Annotated in this window: 13 protein-coding genes; 7 read left to right on the top strand and 6 right to left on the bottom strand. The window is 61.8% G+C overall.

The annotated features are described in order from the left end of the window. Positions 1–254: 254 nt before the first annotated feature. The 5 genes from BSF40_RS27235 to BSF40_RS27255 form a co-directional block, all read right to left on the bottom strand. Positions 255–1274 carry a branched-chain amino acid aminotransferase gene (locus BSF40_RS27235; RefSeq protein ID WP_095967626.1) on the bottom strand — a complete coding sequence of 340 codons (1020 nt, stop codon included), beginning with the start codon at positions 1272–1274 and terminating at the stop codon, positions 255–257. Between the two features lie 258 nt (positions 1275–1532). Next, complete coding sequence (gene lpdA, locus BSF40_RS27240; protein WP_095967627.1) at positions 1533–2915, bottom strand: dihydrolipoyl dehydrogenase; 1383 nt, start codon at positions 2913–2915, stop codon at positions 1533–1535. Between the two features lie 18 nt (positions 2916–2933). Continuing rightward, entirely contained in the window at positions 2934–4205 is a 1272-nt protein-coding gene (locus BSF40_RS27245) for a dihydrolipoamide acetyltransferase family protein (protein ID WP_095967628.1), read from the bottom strand. Beyond that, positions 4206–5264 carry an alpha-ketoacid dehydrogenase subunit beta gene (locus BSF40_RS27250; protein WP_015095444.1) on the bottom strand — a complete coding sequence of 353 codons (1059 nt, stop codon included), beginning with the start codon at positions 5262–5264 and terminating at the stop codon, positions 4206–4208. A gap of 1 nt (position 5265) precedes the next feature. Then, positions 5266–6501, bottom strand: coding sequence for a 3-methyl-2-oxobutanoate dehydrogenase (2-methylpropanoyl-transferring) subunit alpha (locus BSF40_RS27255; RefSeq protein WP_007976592.1), 1236 nt, complete (start codon positions 6499–6501; stop codon positions 5266–5268). 185 nt (positions 6502–6686) lie between these two features. Between BSF40_RS27255 and bkdR the strand changes: the two genes are divergently transcribed. Beyond that, complete coding sequence (bkdR, locus tag BSF40_RS27265) at positions 6687–7175, top strand: Bkd operon transcriptional regulator BkdR (protein WP_095967630.1); 489 nt, start codon at positions 6687–6689, stop codon at positions 7173–7175. A 117-nt stretch (positions 7176–7292) separates the two neighbouring features. Here bkdR and BSF40_RS27270 read toward each other — a convergent pair whose 3' ends face one another. Next, the gene (locus tag BSF40_RS27270) at positions 7293–8156 is read right to left on the bottom strand and encodes an MBL fold metallo-hydrolase (protein WP_095967660.1); all 864 of its coding nucleotides are present in this window, start codon (positions 8154–8156) and stop codon (positions 7293–7295) included. Positions 8157–8252: 96 nt separating this feature from the next. On the opposite strand from BSF40_RS27270, the gene BSF40_RS27275 reads away from it, so the two are divergent. From BSF40_RS27275 to nahK, 6 genes are all read left to right on the top strand, one after another. Then, positions 8253–8594, top strand: a complete 342-nt coding sequence (locus tag BSF40_RS27275; RefSeq protein WP_007976596.1) for a helix-turn-helix transcriptional regulator — start codon at positions 8253–8255, stop codon at positions 8592–8594. A 164-nt stretch (positions 8595–8758) separates the two neighbouring features. After that, a complete protein-coding gene (locus BSF40_RS27280; protein ID WP_095967631.1) occupies positions 8759–10003 on the top strand; it encodes an FAD/NAD(P)-binding oxidoreductase in 1245 nt (414 codons plus the stop codon). A 9-nt stretch (positions 10004–10012) separates the two neighbouring features. Beyond that, the gene (locus BSF40_RS27285) at positions 10013–10819 is read left to right on the top strand and encodes a sulfite exporter TauE/SafE family protein (RefSeq protein ID WP_095967632.1); all 807 of its coding nucleotides are present in this window, start codon (positions 10013–10015) and stop codon (positions 10817–10819) included. Positions 10820–11028: 209 nt separating this feature from the next. Continuing rightward, a complete protein-coding gene (locus BSF40_RS27290) occupies positions 11029–12213 on the top strand; it encodes a porin (protein WP_095967633.1) in 1185 nt (394 codons plus the stop codon). Positions 12214–12367: 154 nt separating this feature from the next. Next, entirely contained in the window at positions 12368–13525 is a 1158-nt protein-coding gene (gene nosP, locus BSF40_RS27295; protein ID WP_095967634.1) for a nitric oxide-sensing protein NosP, read from the top strand. Next, positions 13455–16088: a hybrid sensor histidine kinase/response regulator NahK/ErcS' gene (nahK, locus tag BSF40_RS27300; protein ID WP_095967635.1), complete on the top strand. Its 2634-nt coding sequence runs from the start codon at positions 13455–13457 to the stop codon at positions 16086–16088. Before nosP ends, nahK begins: the two co-directional genes overlap by 71 nt. Positions 16089–16156: the final 68 nt, after the last annotated feature.

The following is a 16156-nucleotide window of genomic DNA, read 5'->3' on the forward strand; positions in this document are numbered from 1 at the left end:
ACTGACATACTGCCTTCGCGGGCAAGCCCGCTCCCACAGGGATTTTCAGTGTGCACAAGATCTGCGAACGACACAAAACCAGTGTGGGAGCGGGCTTGCTCGCGAAAGCGGTGTGTCAGGCAATGATGATGTCGAATCTGACGGCCCCTTCGCGAGCAAGCCCGCTCCCACAGGGGGGGACTCGTCAGTACGATGCAAACAAAAAGCCCCCCGTCGGTCACCCGATGGGGGGCTTTTGTGCTTCTGGCGTCAGGTCAGACCTTGACGATCCAGCCCACTGGCGCTTCGATGTCGCCGGTTTGCACGCCGGTCAGCTCTTTGTAGAGCTTCTGGGTGACCGGGCCGACTTCGGTTTCGCTGTGGAACACGTGCAGGTGGTCGTTGTAGTCGATGCCGCCAATCGGTGTGATCACCGCCGCAGTACCGCAAGCACCGGCTTCCTTGAAGTCGGAGAGCTTGTCGATGAACACGTCGCCTTCAACCACTTCCATACCCAGACGGGTCCTGGCCAGCTCGATCAGCGACAGACGGGTGATGCCCGGCAGTACCGATGGCGAGTTCGGGGTCACGAACTTGTTGTCGTGGGTGATCCCGAAGAAGTTGGCCGAACCGACTTCCTCGATCTTGGTGTGGGTCATCGGATCCAGGTAGATGGCGTCGGCAAAGTGGGCTTTCTTGGCCTTGGAGCCCGGCATCAGGCTGGCGGCATAGTTGCCACCGACCTTGGCCGCACCGGTGCCTTGCGGCGCAGCGCGGTCGTAGCTGGAGATCTGGAAGTTGTGCGGGGTCAGGCCACCCTTGAAGTAGGCGCCGACCGGGATGCAGAAGATCGAGAAGATGAACTCGGGGGCGGTACGCACGCCGATGTTGTCACCCACGCCGATCACGAACGGGCGCAGGTACAGCGCGCCGCCGGTGCCGTACGGCGGAATGAAACGCTCGTTGGCGCGGACCACGGCCTTGCAGGCTTCGATGAATTGCTCGGTGTCGACTTGCGGCATCAGCAGACGGGCGCAACTGCGCTGCATGCGCAGGGCGTTCTGGTCCGGGCGGAACAGGTTGATCGAGCCGTCCTTGCAACGATAGGCCTTCATGCCTTCGAAGCATTGCTGGCCATAGTGAAGGGCAGTGGAGCCTTCGCTGATGTGCAGCACGTTATCTTCGGTCAGGGTGCCCTTGTCCCATTCGCCATTGCGAAAGTACGACAGATAGCGCTTGTCAGTCTTGATGTAGTCAAAACCCAGCTTGTCCCAATTGATGCTTTCGTTACCCATGACACCCTCTATCACTTAACAACCGCCGAAACGGTTCAAGGCTTCTGACGTTTTTTGGATGGGGACAACAATACTTCATTCCGGGCCAATTTCGCAGCCCAGACTATCGGCTGATCGGCTGATCGGCTGATCGGCAGATAATTCGCGTTGACCTTGAGAATTCGCGAGCAAGCCCGCTCCCACATTTGAAATGCATTCCCCTGTGGGAGCGGGCTTGCTCGCGAAGAGGCCATCCCTGCCATCATCCCTCGCCCTGATTTACAGGTGCAACGCATGCCCCAGCGCACGCAACGCCGCTTCCTGCACAGCCTCGCCGAGCGTCGGATGCGCATGGATGGTGCCGCCGATGTCTTCCAGCCGCGCACCCATCTCCAGGCTTTGCGCGAACGCCGTGGACAATTCGGACACGCCGACACCCACCGCCTGCCAGCCGACAATCACATGATTGTCCCGACGGGCGACCACACGCACGAAGCCGCTTTTCGACTCAAGGGTCATCGCCCGGCCGTTGGCGGCGAACGGGAAGCTCGACACGATGCAGTCCAGACCCGTGGTCTTGGCCTCGTCCGGGGTCTTGCCGACCACCACCAGTTCCGGGTCGGTGAAGCACACGGCGGCGATGGCGGTCGGGTTGAACTCGCGGGATTTACCGCTGATCAGCTCGGCGACCATCTCGCCCTGGGCCATGGCCCGGTGCGCGAGCATCGGTTCGCCGCTCAGGTCGCCGATGGCATAGACGTTGCGCATGCTGGTCTGGCAGCGGTTGTCGATCTTGATCGACGAACCGTTCATGTCCAGGTTCAGCGCTTCGAGGTTCCAGCCCTGGGTGTTCGGCTTGCGACCGACGGCCACCAGCACCTGATCGGTTTCCAGGTTCAGGGTCGCGCCGTTCGGGGCTAGAACTTGCAAGGTATTTTCTTTCGAATCAAAGCCTTGCACGCTGTGTTTCAAGTAAAGCTTCACGCCGAGCTTTCTCAGTTCGTCGTGCACAGGCTGGGTCAGTTCGGCGTCGTAGGCCGGCAGGATGCGCTCCTGCGCTTCCACCACGCTGACCTCGACACCGAGCTTGCGATAGGCAATGCCCAGCTCCAGACCGATGTAGCCACCGCCGACCACAATCAAGCGCTTGGGCACGGATGTCGGCGCCAGGGCTTCGGTGGACGAGATGATCGGCCCGCCAATCGGCAACATCGGCAAGTTCACGCTTTTCGAACCGGTGGCCAGCACCAGGTGCTCGCACAGAATGCGTGTGTCGCCGACCTCGACGGTTTTACCGTCAACCACTTTGGCCCAGCCTTGAATGACCTGGACCTTGTTCTTTTTCAGCAGCGCGGCAACGCCGGTGGTCAGGCGATCGACGATGCCGTCTTTCCATTCGACGCTCTTGGTGATGTCGAGGGTCGGCGCCGAAACGCTGATGCCCAGGGCCGAAAGCTGATGGTGCTGCTGCGTCTGATGAAACTGCTCAGCGACGTGAATCAGTGCCTTGGACGGAATGCAGCCGATGTTCAGGCAGGTGCCGCCCAGGGATTGGCCTTCCACCAGGATGGTCGGGATGCCCAGCTGGCCGGCACGGATCGCCGTCACATAACCGCCAGGACCGCCGCCGATGATCAGCAGCGTGGTGTTCAGTGTCTGCATGACTTTCTCCACAAATGCTTAATCGACAAAGAGCGTGGCGGGTTGTTCGAGCAAGCCACGAATGGCCTGGATGAAGAGCGCCGCGTCCATGCCGTCGACCACGCGGTGATCGAAGGAGCTGGAGAGGTTCATCATCTTGCGGACCACGATCTGGCCTTTGATCACCATCGGCCGTTCGACGATCTTGTTCACGCCGACAATCGCCACTTCCGGCAGGTTCAGCACCGGCGTGCTGACGATGCCGCCCAAGGCGCCGAGGCTGGTCAGGGTGATGCTCGAGCCGGACAGCTCATCGCGGCTGGCCTTGCCGTTGCGCGCGGCGGTGGCCAAACGCGAGATTTCCGCTGCGCTGTCCCACAGGCTGCGGGCTTCGGCGTGACGCACCACCGGCACCATCAGGCCAATATCGGCTTGCGTGGCAATGCCGACATGCACGGCACCGAGGCGGGTGATGACCTGTGCCTCATCGTCATAACGAGCGTTGATCTGCGGGAAATCACGCAGGGCGACGACCATGGCGCGGACCAGGAACGGCAGCAAGGTCAGCTTGCCGCGAGTCGCGCCGTGTTTTTCGTTGAGGTGCGCGCGCAGCTCTTCCACGGCGGTGACGTCGATTTCCTCGACGTAGCTGAAGTGGGCGGCGCGCTGGGTGGCGTCCTGCATGCGCTGGGCGATCTTGCGGCGCATGCCGATCACCGGGATCTGCTGTTCGTCGGTGCGCTGGGTGTAAGCACTGCTGACCGTCGATGCATTCGACTGACCCTGAGCCAGGTAGGCGTCCAGGTCTTCATGCAGCACACGACCGGCCGGGCCGGTGCCACGCACCAGGCGCAACTGAATGCCCAGGTCCAGCGCATGCTTGCGCACGGCCGGGGAGGCCAGCGGACGTTCATCGGCCGCGCGAGCCACCATAGGGCCCTGGCATACAGCAACTTTCGGCGCTGGGGCAGCGACCGGTTTGCTTTCAACCACGGCTTCAACTTTTGGTGCGACCACCGGGGCTTCTTTAACGGGAGCCGGTTGCGCCGACTCCTTAACGTTGCCCGCGCCTTCGACTTCAATGCTGATCAGCACACTGCCAACCGCCATGACTTCGCCCGGCTGGCCACCGAGGGCAATCACCTTGCCATGCACCGGCGACGGGATATCGACCATCGCCTTGTCGGTCATGACATCGGCCAGCACCTGATCTTCGACGACCATGTCGCCGACCTTGACGTGCCAGACCGACAATTCAACTTCTGCAATGCCTTCACCAATGTCCGGCATTTTAATGACGTGCGTGCCCATTCAGACCTCCATGACCCGTTTCAACGCCGCGCCCACTCGGGACGGCCCTGGGAAATACGCCCACTCTTGCGCGTGCGGGTAAGGGGTGTCCCAACCAGTGACGCGTTCGATCGGCGCTTCCAGGTGGTGGAAGCAATGCTCTTGCACCAGCGATACCAGTTCGGCACCAAAGCCGCAGGTACGGGTCGCTTCGTGCACCACCACGCAACGGCCGGTCTTTTTCACCGATTTGACGATGGTTTCCAGGTCCAGCGGCCACAGGCTGCGCAGGTCGATGACTTCGGCGTCAACGCCGCTTTCTTCAGCAGCGACTTGCGATACGTACACGGTGGTGCCGTAGGTCAGCACGGTGACGTCCTTGCCCGGACGGGTGATCGCAGCGACGTCCAGCGGCACGGTGTAGTAACCGTCCGGGACTTGCGCGGCAGGGTGTTTCGACCACGGGGTTACCGGACGGTCGTGGTGGCCGTCGAACGGACCGTTGTACAGGCGTTTTGGCTCGAGGAAGATCACCGGGTCATCGTTTTCGATGGAGGCGATCAACAGGCCCTTGGCGTCGTACGGGTTGGACGGCATCACCGTGCGCAAACCGCAGACCTGGGTGAACATCGCCTCGATGCTCTGGCTGTGGGTCTGGCCGCCGTAGATACCGCCGCCGCAAGGCATGCGCAGGGTCATCGGTGCGGTGAACTCGCCTGCCGAGCGATAACGCAGGCGGGCGGCTTCGGAAATGATCTGGTCGGACGCCGGGTAGACATAGTCGGCGAACTGGATCTCGGCCACCGGGCGCAGACCGTAGGCGCCCATGCCCACGGCGACACCGACGATGCCGCTTTCGGAGATCGGCGCGTCGAACACCCGGGAGGTGCCGTATTTGTTCTGCAGGCCTTCGGTGCAGCGGAACACGCCGCCGAAGTAGCCAACGTCCTGGCCGAAGACCACGACGTTGTCGTCACGTTCAAGCATCACATCCATGGCCGAGCGCAGGGCCTGGATCATGGTCATGGTGGTCGTGGTCATGGCGGTTTCCAGCTCGATATTGTTGTTGTGATCGTTCATGTCAGATCCCCAACTCTTGGCGCTGGCGCTTCAAGTGCTCCGGCATCTCTTTGTAGACGTCTTCGAACATGGTCGCAGCGCTTGGAATCTGGCCGCCGGCGAGGGTGCCGTACTGTTCGGCTTCTTTCTGAGCGGCGATCACTTGGGCTTCCAGTTCGGCGCTGACCGCGGCGTGTTCCTCTTCGGACCACTGGCCGACCTTGATCAGGTGCTGCTTGAGGCGCGCAATCGGATCGCCGAGCGGGAAGTGGCTCCAGTCATCGGCAGGGCGGTATTTGGACGGATCATCGGAGGTCGAGTGCGGGCCGGCGCGGTAGGTGACCCATTCGATCATGGTCGGGCCGAGGCCGCGGCGCGCACGTTCGGCGGCCCAGGCGGAGGCGGCGTAGACCGCGTAGAAATCGTTGCCGTCGACCCGCAGGGAGGCAATGCCGCAACCGACGCCGCGACCGGCGAAGGTGGTGGCTTCACCACCGGCGATCGCCTGGAAGGTGGAGATCGCCCACTGGTTGTTGACCACGTTGAGGATCACCGGCGCGCGGTACACGTGGGCGAAGGTCAGGGCGGTGTGGAAGTCCGACTCGGCGGTGGCGCCGTCGCCGATCCAGGCCGAAGCGATTTTGGTGTCGCCCTTGATCGCCGAGGCCATGCCCCAGCCCACGCCCTGGATGAACTGGGTGGCGAGGTTGCCGGAGATGGTGAAGAAACCGGACTCCTTGACCGAGTACATGATCGGCAATTGCCGGCCCTTGAGCGGATCGCGCTCGTTGGACAGCAGCTGGCAGATCAGGTCGACCAGCGGCACGTCGCGGGCCATCAGAATGCTTTGCTGGCGGTAGGTCGGGAAGCACATGTCGTCGATGTTCAAGGCCAGGGCCTGGGCGCTGCCGATGGCTTCCTCGCCGAGGCTCTGCATGTAGAACGACATCTTTTTCTGACGCTGGGCGACCACCATGCGGTTGTCGTAGATGCGGGTCTTGAGCATGGCGCGCATGCCCTTGCGCAGGATCTCCACCGGCACGTTTTCGGCCCACGGCCCAAGGGCATTGCCCTGGTCGTCGAGCACGCGGATCAGGCCTCGGGCCAGGTCAGCCGTGTCAGCCGGTTCAACATCGATTGGGGGTTTGCGCACCGTGCCGGCATCGGTCAGATGCAGGTAGGAGAAGTCGGTTTTACAGCCGGGACGGCCCGAGGGTTCGGGGACGTGCAGGCGCAGCGGTTCATACGCTTGGGTCATGGCTTCTACGCTCGATCTTGTGAATTTCTTGTAGTGAGCTGACAGATTTCGTTCGGTAGAAGAAATCTTGTCCTACAACAATCATAGGCCCGCCCAAGAAGAATATTTCTCTCTGTTTCGTTGCGTTAAAGATCATTTGCAGATAAAAAACCTGCATAAGCATAAAAAACAGGTGGTTTTGTCTCATGCGCAAACTGGACCGTACCGATATCGGCATTCTCAACAGCCTTCAGGAGAATGCGCGCATCACCAACGCCGACCTCGCACGTTCGGTGAACCTCTCGCCGACGCCGTGTTTCAACCGGGTCAAGGCCATGGAAGAACTGGGGGTGATCCGCGAGCAAGTGACGTTGCTCGATGCCGACCTGCTGGGGTTGCACGTGAACGTGTTCATTCACGTCAGCCTGGAGAAGCAGGTGGAAGAGGCGTTGCAGCATTTCGAAGAAGCGATTTCCGACCGCCCCGAGGTGATGGAGTGCTACCTGATGGCCGGCGACCCGGACTACCTGATCCGGGTGCTGGTGCCGACCATCCAGTCGCTGGAGCGTTTCATGATGGATTTTCTGACCAAGGTGCCGGGGGTGGCGAACATTCGATCGAGCTTTGCGCTCAAGCAGGTGAGGTACAAGACCGCGCTGCCGTTGCCGGCCAATGGCCTGACGCTGGGCACCTGAAATAACGATCACCTTGTAGGAGCGAGCTTGCTCGCGATGGAGGTTAACGATAACGCGAGTCTTCTGAATAAACGCGTTGCCCTCAAGTCCATCGCGAGCGAGCTCACTCCTACAGGGTCAGAGTTTGTTCAGAGGGATTTTCAGGTAGGTCACGCCGTTGTCCTCGGCCGGCGGCAAGTTCCCCGCCCGCACATTCACCTGGATCGCCGGCAGTAACAGTGTCGGCATCCCCAACCCCGAATCGCGCCGGGTGCGCATTTCCACGAAGGCGTTTTCGTCGATACCGTCGCGCACGTGAATGTTGTTTTTGCGCTGTTCACCGACGGTGGTCATGCATTCGGGAGCGCGCCCTTCGGGCGGGTAGTCGTGGCAGACGTACAGGCGCACGCTGGCGGGGAAGGCCAGCAGCTTGCGGATCGAGGCAAACATCTGGTTGGCATTGCCACCGGGGAAATCGCAACGGGCAGAGCCGACATCGGGCATGAACATCGTATCGCCCACCAGAATCACATCACCGTCGATCAGGTAGGCCATGTCCGCCGGCGTATGGCCGGGCACGTGCAGGGCGGTCGCCTTGAGGTTGCCGATCATGAACGACTCATCGGGGGCAAAGAGGTGATCGAACTGCGAACCGTCGACGCGAAAGGATGGCTCCAGATTGAACAGCGCCTTGAACACGTCCTGGACCTTGCTGATCGACTCGCCGATGGCGATTTTTCCACCCAGCTGCTGGCGCAGATAGGGTGCGGCGGACAGGTGATCGGCGTGGGCGTGGGTTTCCAGCAGCCATTGCACTTGCAGTGTGTGGGCGCGGACGAAGGCGATGATTTTGTCAGCCTGGGTGGTCGCGGTACGCCCGGCCGCACCGTCGTAGTCGAGCACCGGGTCGACAATCGCACACTGCCCGCCATCGGCCTCGTAGACCACGTAGCTGTAGGTCGAGGAGGCGGGGTCGAGGAAAGCTTCAATCAGTGCGGGCATGGACACGAACCTGTGCAGGGGTGGAAAAGTCAGTTGCAACACTTTATGTAAAAACATAATGTTCGCAGCTTAAGTGACGTTGAAGGCATCCTGCAAATGCAATCCAGTCTGACCGAATGTGAAGTCGCCCAACTACGCGCCTCGGCCTCCAAGGCCTGTGCGCTGCTCAAGGCCCTGGCCAATGAGGACCGCCTGTTGATCCTGTGCCAGCTGACCCAGGGCGAGCGCAACGTCGGCGAGCTGGAAAAAATGACCGGCGTGCGCCAACCGACCCTGTCCCAGCAACTGGGGATCCTGCGCGATGAAGGACTGGTCGCGACCCGTCGTGAAGGCAAGTACATTTTTTACGGTCTCGCCAGTCACGAGGTGATCCAGGTGATGAAAACCCTCTCCGGGCTGTATTGCGGGGCGGTGCTTAAAAGCTGGGTTCAACCTTGATTTTTTCAACACACCGAACCTGTGGGAGCGGGCTTGCTCGCGAAGGCGGTGTGTCAGCCAACGTTTATGTCTACTGACACACCGCCTTCGCGAGCAAGCCCGCTCCCACAGTAGTTTTGTGTGTTGACTGGAAAAATCCTTGCGTGCAGCAAAAGGAACAAGCAATGAACGATCAACACTGGGGCCCATCCATCAGTGCAGATATCGTGGTGATCGGCGGCGGCACGGCGGGCATAGGCCTTGTCGCCAGCCTGCTCAAGCGTAGTCCGCACCTCAACATCACGGTGATCGAACCCGACTCCCGGCATTTCTATCAACCGGCCTGGACGCTGGTCGGCGGTGGCGCCTACAACGTGGAAAACACCGTGCGGCCAATGGCGTCGGTGATGCCGCGCGGGGTCAATTGGGTGCAGGCTGCCGTGACCGGCATCGACCCCGATCATGGCCGGCTCATCCTCAGTGACGCGCGCACGGTCAGCTATCAGAACCTGGTGGTCTGCCCCGGCCTGCGCCTGGCCTGGGAGAAAATCGAAGGCCTGGAGGAGACCCTCGGCCAGCACGGCGTGACCTCCAACTACAGCTACCGGCACGCGCCCTACACTTGGGACCAGGTGCAGAAACTGCGCGGCGGCAAGGTGCTGTTCACCCAGCCGGCCATGCCGATCAAATGTGCGGGAGCGCCTCAAAAAGCGCTGTACCTGTCCTGTGATCACTGGAACAGGAACGGTGTGCTGAACAACATCGATGTCGAGTTCAATCTCGCAGGCGCGGCACTGTTCGGCGTGGCGACCTTTGTCCCGCCGCTGATGAATTACATCGAGAAGTACAACGCCCGGCTGGCATTCAATTCGAATCTGGTCAAGGTCGACGGCCCGGCGAAAACCGCGTGGTTCGAGGTCAAGGACGCCGAAGGCACTGTCACCCGCCAGGCAAAAACCTTTGATTTGCTGCATGTCGTACCGCCTCAGGTGGCCCCGGATTTCGTCGCCCGGAGTCCGCTGGCCGACGCCGCCGGCTGGTGCGAGGTCGATCCCCACAGCCTGCAGCATCCGCGTTATCCAGGCGTCTTCGCGCTGGGTGATATCTGCGGCACCAGCAATGCAAAAACCGCCGCGGCGGTGCGCAAGCAGATAGTGGTCGTGGCCGAAAACCTGCTGGCCTTGCGCAAGCAACAACCCTTGCCGCTGAAGTACGACGGCTATGGCTCCTGCCCGCTGACGGTGGAGAAGGGCAAGGTGATCCTTGCCGAGTTCGGTTATGCGGGCAAATTGCTGCCGACCTTTCCCCTTGACCCGACGACGCCGCGCCGCTCAGCGTGGTGGCTCAAGGCAACGCTGCTACCGTGGTTCTATTGGAACGGTATGCTCAAGGGGCGCGAGTGGCTGACGCGTCTGTCCAGGGTCGACTGAGAACTCCCTATGTTGCTGGCAAGTCTGTTTGGCGTGGTGATGGGGTTGGTATTGGGTTTGACTGGCGCGGGCGGCGGGATTCTCGCGGTACCGGCCCTGGTATTGGGATTGGGCTGGAGCATGACCCAGGCCGCTCCCGTGGCATTGTTTGCGGTGGGCAGTGCGGCAGCGGTCGGCGCCATCGATGGATTGCGTCATGGCCTGGTACGGTATCGCGCGGCGTTGCTGATCGCCGCGCTCGGTGCGGTGTTTTCGCCGGTGGGCATCTACTTCGCCCATCAGTTACCGGAAAAAATCCTGATGATCCTGTTCAGCCTGCTGATGGTCATGGTGGCCTGGCGGATGTTGCGCCGTGAACGCAAGGACGAAGGCCCGAGCGACCACGGGCACGCGAACTGGGGCCAGAAAAACTGCATGCTCGATCAACAGACCGGGCGCTTTTCCTGGACCGCCAAATGCACCGCGACCCTCGCCGCGCTCGGAGCGGTCACGGGTGTGGTCTCGGGATTGCTGGGGGTGGGCGGCGGCTTCCTGATTGTCCCGGCGTTCAAGCAACTGACCGATGTGCAGATGCGCGGAATCATCGCTACTTCTCTGATGGTGATCAGCCTGATTTCGGCCATCGGCGTGATCGGCGCGTTCCATGCCGGCGTGCGCATCGACAGTGTGGGTGCCACCTTCATTGGCACGAGCATTATCGGCATGATCATCGGCCGCAAGCTGTGCGCCCGGGTGCCGGCGCGGGCGTTGCAGGTCGGGTTCGCCAGCATCTGCGTGGTGGTCGCCGCCTACATGTTGCTCAAGGCCAACGCCTAGCCGGTACCGGTTCCTGTGGATGCCAGTCGGGTCCACAGGCCTACACCCTAAGTGGCGAGCCTCGCCGACGAGCGGTCTTACGCCATAGCGGTCACGCGCCGCCAGCCAATCCAAAGCACCTCAAAACCAGCCCCAAGGCAGCGTATGGCGCCGCCCGTCAGGTTTCGATAATCGCCTCCGACACTCAGTCCCCCGTTTCGGAGCGCGCCATGCACAACAATAAGAACGTCACGCATCGTTTTCTGCCAGCCTTTATCGCCAGCCTGTCTGCCCTGGGCCTGAACCAGGTGGCTGAGGCGGATATCATGCTGTACGACAAGGACCAGACCACGTTCTCCACCGACGGCTACATCAACGCCTTCTACGTAAACAGCGATGTCGACCGCGCCGGCGATCAGTACGACCGTCGGCAGTCGCGGGTCAAGATGGGCTTTTTGCCCAACTACCTGGGATTCAACATGGGCAAGCAGGTAGACGATCTCAAGCTCGGCGCCCGCGCCTCGTTCTGGGTCACCATCAACGACAGCCAAACCAACGGCACAGACACCGCGATCGACGTGCGGCAGTTCTTCGGCACCGTGGCCAACCCGGAGTGGGGCGAGGTACTGATCGGCAAGGACTTCGGCTTGTTCGCCCGTTCCAACATCCTGCTCGACGAAATGCTCGCCGGTTACGGCCAGGTCAGCGATACGTTGGGGCTGGTGGATGGCGGCGGGGTGTCGTTCGGCAACATCGGCACCGGTTACCCGTATCCGTTCCCGACCTCGCAGATCACCTATCGCACCCCGGTGATGGACGGACTGCGCGTGGCGGTCGGGATCATGGACCCGGTGGACACCAACGACAGCAGCCCGACGGGCAAGGCCTATCAGGAAAACCCGCGTACCGAGAGTGAAGTCACCTATCAGTTCGACCTGGCCGGGGCAAAGATTTACAGCTGGGTCAACGGCAGCTACCAGACCTCGGACAACACCGATTCCACGGTCGAGACCGTCACCTCCAAGGGGGTCGGTTATGGCGTGCAGGCGAAGATGGGCGGCTTGTCCCTCACCGGGTCCGGTTTCCAGGCCAAGGGCATCAACCCGTTTTTCACCAACAATGCCGGCGAGCCGACCTTGCGCAACGTCGACAGCGACGGCTACCTGATGCAGGGTTCCTACAAACTGGGCAAGAACCGCCTGGCCTTGTCCTACGGCAAGACCAATGACGACGGCAACGGTGTGGTCGGCAGCGGCGCGGACTACGAGACCCGCGGCATCGCGTTGTTCCATGACGTGAACGACAACCTCAAGCTGGTGGCCGAGTACAACCAGTTCGAAATCAACGGCCACGACACCGATGAGCAGAACGAAGACACCGACACCTTTGCCGTGGGCGCGGTGCTGACCTGGTAACCCCGGGAGGTGGCCCTGGCCGTGCGCATCGCGGCGAGGGCTGCCAACCGTCTCATCCCATCGAAGCGGCTACCCGCTACCCAAGTAGCATTCGTCGCACCCCACAGACTTCGTACACTCGTGCCTCATACACACGCACCTGCGGGAGGTAAGGATGCAGCAGAGCGAAGGCGTCGTCAGTGCAATGTCCCAGGCCACCGATGCCCGACAGGTCGCGCAGGAACTGGCACGACAGTTGTTGCACCCGCACCTGGGGTTCGTGCTGTTCTTCTGTTCCGCCGAATACGACTTGCAGGCGCTGGGCCAGGCCTTGCAGCAAAGCTTCGGTGGCATTCGCCTGGCGGGCTGCACCAGCGCCGGGGAAATCACCCCGCTGGGCTATGGGCGCAATTGCGTGACGGCGGTGGGCTTCGACCACCGGCACTTTTCCATCTCGATCGAACTGATCGACCAGATGGAACACTTCAGCCTGATCGACGCCCAGCAAATGGTCGAGCGCCTGGTCAGTGGCTGTCGCAGCAACACCCTGGCCCCGATCAAGGGCAACAGCTTTGCCCTGACCCTGCTCGATGGCCTGTCCAGTCGTGAAGAAATGGTCCTGGCAGCCTTGAGTGCGGCCTTGGGCGACATTCCGCATTTCGGCGGTTCGGCCGGCGACGATAACTACCTGACCCATACCCATGTGTACTTCGATGGCGAGTTCCACAGCGGCGCGGCCGTGGTGGTGCTGGTCAATACCTGGCTGGATTTCGAAGTGTTCACCACCCACCACGTGCTGCCCCGCGCCGAAAAGCTGGTGGTCACCGGGGCCGACAGCACCTTGCGCCGGGTCTTCGAGCTCAATGCCGAGCCGGCTGCCGAGGAGTACGCCCGGCACATCGGCGTGCCGGTGGCGCAGCTTGATCACCGGGTCTTTGCCGCGCACCCGTTGGCGGTGCGGATCAACCAGCAATACTACGTGCGGGCCATCCAGCAGGTGCATCCGGACCTGAGCCTGAGTTTCTACTGCGCCGTGGAAAACGGCATCGTCCTCACCGCCATGACCCCGGGGCCGATGCTGCCGAACCTGCAGCGCCTGTTCGAAGGGTTGCAGGAGCGCCTGGGCGATTTGCTGCTGACCATCGGTTGCGACTGTTTCCTGCGGCGTCTGGAACTCGAAGACGACGGCAGTCTTGATCAGATCGGCGGTTTTTTGCGTGAGCAACGGGTGATGGGTTTCAACACCTATGGAGAACAGTTCAATGGCATGCACATCAACCAGACCTTCACCGGCGTTGCCATTGCCCGTGGCCGTGCCCCAGGACATCGCTGAGCTGCAGGCCGAGCTGGCCGGGCTGCGCCTGGAAAACCACAAACTGCAGCGCATCAATGGCGCGCTGATCGAGCGGGTCGAGTCCGGGGGAACCCGCGGCAACGATCCGTACGCGGCATTCCAGCATTCGGTGGTGCTGGCCGAGCAAGTGCGCGAACGCACCGATGCCCTGAACCAGGCCATGGCCGAACTCAAGGCCGGTAATCATTTGCTCAGCGAAGCCCGTTTGCGCGCGGAAACGGCGCACCAACACCTGATCGATGCCATCGAAAGCATTTCCGACGCCTTCGTGCTGTTTGACGCCGACCAGCGCATCGTGCTGTTCAACAGTCGCTTCAAGGCGTTCTGGAGCAACAGCCGGGTGCGGATCAACGCCGGCATGCGCCTGACCGAGGTCAAGCGGCTGATGATGAACAACGCCCTGTTCACCGAAGAGCCGCGCGGGCATGCCGACGAAAACCTGCTTTACCGCCTGCAGAACGGGCGCTGGCTGCAAGTCAGCGAGCGCCCGACCCAGGAAGGAGGGCGGGTGATCCTGTTCACTGACATCACCGACGTCAAACTCAGCGAAACCATACGCCGTGAGCAGGCGGTGGCGCAGAAGTCGCATCTGTTGCAACGGGCGGTCGACAACCTGTCCCAAGGGGTGGCGATGGTCAGCGCCGAGGGCATCCTGGAGTTGTGGAACCGGCGGTTCCTGGAGTTGAGCGGCCTGGCGCCGGTGGCGGCCCATCGCCCGTTTGCCGAAGTGATCGCCGACAGCGAGCTGAACCTGCTGACCCCGGCCAGTCGCGATGGCAACGGACGACCGGTGCGCGAATGCGAGCAGCGCCTGTACGATGGCCGGGTCCTGGAAATCCGCACCCATCCGTTGCCCACCGGCGGTTTCGTCAACACCTTCACCGACATCACCGAGCGCTACCAGCACGCCGAGGCGCTGAGTGAAAGCGAACACTGGATTCGCCTGATCACCGATCACGTGCCGGCATTGATTGCCTACCTCAATGCCGACCTGGTCTACGAGTTCACCAACAAGGTCTACGAAGAGTGGTACTGCTGGCCCCGCGGCGTGATGCTCGGCCAGAGCCTGCGCGAAGTGCACAGCGAGCAGCATTACCAGCGGCTGGAGCCCTACGTGGCCAGGGCACTGGCCGGCGAGAGCGTAACGTTCGAGTTCGCCGAAACCAACGTCAACAACCAGGAGCGCTACATGCTGCGCTCCTATGTGCCCAACCGTCTGGCCAGTGGCGAGGTGGTGGGGATTTTCGTGCTGATCCGCGACATCACCGAACGCCGCCGCACCGCCGAGGCGCTGCATCAGGCGTATCAGAACCTGGAGCTGCGGGTACGCGAGCGCACGGCGGAATTGACCACCCTCAACGACCAGCTGCTGCGCGAGATCGATGAGCGACGCCTGGTCGAGTCACGCTTGCGCGAGGCCAAGCAGGAAGCCGAGCAGGCCAACCTGTCGAAGACCAAGTTCCTCGCCGCCGTCAGCCATGACCTGCTGCAACCGTTGAATGCCGCGCGCCTGTTTACCAGTGCCTTGCTGGAACGGCGCGAGCCGATGTCCAGCGAGATTCTGGTGCGCAACGTGAGCAATTCCCTGGAAGACGTGGAGAACCTGCTCGGCACCCTGGTGGATATTTCCAAGCTCGATGCGGGGGTGATCAAGGCCGACATTGCGCCGTTCGCCCTCAGTGAACTGCTGGACAACCTGGCCGCCGAATACACCCAGGTGGCGCGCAGTGAAGGCCTGCAATTGCACTTCATCGGCTGTTCGGCGCTGGTGCGCAGTGACATCCAGCTGCTGGCGCGGATTCTGCGCAACCTGCTGAGCAATGCGATTCGCTATACCTACAGTGGTCGCGTGGTGCTCGGTTGCCGGCGGCATCATGAGTGCCTGACGATCGAAGTCTGGGACAGCGGCATGGGCATTGCCGAGCATCGCCTGGAGGAGATTTTCCAGGAGTTCAAGCGCGGCGATGTGCAGCGGCCCGATCAGGATCGCGGCCTGGGCCTGGGCCTGGCGATCGTAGAGAAGATTGCCGGCATCCTCGGACATCCCATTCATGTGCGCTCATGGCCGGGCCGGGGTTCGATGTTTTCGGTCGCAGTGCCCTTGAGCGCTACCGCGCCGAAGCCGCAGCCCACGTTGCAGATGAGCGAGCCGATGCTCGAGCGCCTGCGGGGGGCGCGGATATGGGTGCTGGACAACGACGCGACCATCTGTGCCGGCATGCGCACCTTGCTGGAGGGGTGGGGGTGTCGGGTGGTGACGGCGCTGTCGGAGGAGGACCTGGCGCGGCAAGTGGACAATTTCCACGCCGAGGCCGATCTGCTGATTGCCGATTACCACCTGGATAACGATCGCAACGGTGTCGACGCTGTGGCGCGCATCAATGCCCGGCGTGCGTCACCGCTCCCGGCGATGATGATCACGGCCAACTACAGCAATGAACTCAAGCAGCAGATCCGCGAACTGGGCCACACCCTGATGCACAAGCCGGTGCGGCCGATGAAGCTGAAGACGGCGATGAGTCATTTGCTTGGCCGGCCTTGAAATCTTCGGAGCATGGGACGGCCCCTTCGCGAGCAAGCCCGCTCCCACATTTGGAATACGGTCAAATG

The sequence above is a fragment of the Pseudomonas sp. ACN5 genome (assembly GCF_002303975.1).
Lineage (GTDB): Bacteria > Pseudomonadota > Gammaproteobacteria > Pseudomonadales > Pseudomonadaceae > Aquipseudomonas > Aquipseudomonas laurylsulfatiphila.

Coding starts and splice junctions, on each gene's coding strand:
- BSF40_RS27235 (WP_095967626.1), bottom strand. CDS start 1,274: ATGGGTAACGAAAGCATCAATTGGGACAAGCTGGGTTTTGACTACATC.
- lpdA (WP_095967627.1), bottom strand. CDS start 2,915: ATGCAGACACTGAACACCACGCTGCTGATCATCGGCGGCGGTCCTGGC.
- BSF40_RS27245 (WP_095967628.1), bottom strand. CDS start 4,205: ATGGGCACGCACGTCATTAAAATGCCGGACATTGGTGAAGGCATTGCA.
- BSF40_RS27250 (WP_015095444.1), bottom strand. CDS start 5,264: ATGAACGATCACAACAACAATATCGAGCTGGAAACCGCCATGACCACG.
- BSF40_RS27255 (WP_007976592.1), bottom strand. CDS start 6,501: ATGACCCAAGCGTATGAACCGCTGCGCCTGCACGTCCCCGAACCCTCG.
- bkdR (WP_095967630.1), top strand. CDS start 6,687: ATGCGCAAACTGGACCGTACCGATATCGGCATTCTCAACAGCCTTCAG.
- BSF40_RS27270 (WP_095967660.1), bottom strand. CDS start 8,156: ATGCCCGCACTGATTGAAGCTTTCCTCGACCCCGCCTCCTCGACCTAC.
- BSF40_RS27275 (WP_007976596.1), top strand. CDS start 8,253: ATGCAATCCAGTCTGACCGAATGTGAAGTCGCCCAACTACGCGCCTCG.
- BSF40_RS27280 (WP_095967631.1), top strand. CDS start 8,759: ATGAACGATCAACACTGGGGCCCATCCATCAGTGCAGATATCGTGGTG.
- BSF40_RS27285 (WP_095967632.1), top strand. CDS start 10,013: ATGTTGCTGGCAAGTCTGTTTGGCGTGGTGATGGGGTTGGTATTGGGT.
- BSF40_RS27290 (WP_095967633.1), top strand. CDS start 11,029: ATGCACAACAATAAGAACGTCACGCATCGTTTTCTGCCAGCCTTTATC.
- nosP (WP_095967634.1), top strand. CDS start 12,368: ATGCAGCAGAGCGAAGGCGTCGTCAGTGCAATGTCCCAGGCCACCGAT.
- nahK (WP_095967635.1), top strand. CDS start 13,455: ATGGCATGCACATCAACCAGACCTTCACCGGCGTTGCCATTGCCCGTG.